Annotated in this window: 1 pseudogene; it reads right to left on the minus strand. The window is 65.9% G+C overall.

Annotated features, from left to right (window positions below):
* Positions 1–105: 105 nt before the first annotated feature.
* Positions 106–299 (minus strand): annotated as a pseudogene (locus SB751_RS29395) (peroxidase); the annotation flags it as partial.

Below are 299 nucleotides of genomic sequence, written 5' to 3' on the forward strand. Positions count from 1 at the left end.
GCGGCGCCCGCGCGCCGCATGCGCTGAAATGACACGGCCCGCCCGGCATCGCTGCCGGGCGGGCCGTTTTCATCGGTGCGCGCGTGCGTCACGCGCGGCCGATGCTTACTTGTTCGGCTGCGGCGTGAGGCGCAGGTACGGACGCACTGCGTTGAAGCCCTTCGGGAAGCGTTTCTTCAGTTCTTCCGGATCCTGCAGCGACGGCACGATCACGACGTCGTCGCCGTCCTTCCAGTTGCCGGGCGTCGCGACTTTGTAATTATCGGTCAGTTGCAGCGAGTCGATCACGCGCAGCACTT

Origin of the sequence: Cupriavidus sp. SIMBA_020 (genome assembly GCF_046535395.1) — a bacterium.
GTDB lineage: Bacteria > Pseudomonadota > Gammaproteobacteria > Burkholderiales > Burkholderiaceae > Cupriavidus > Cupriavidus campinensis.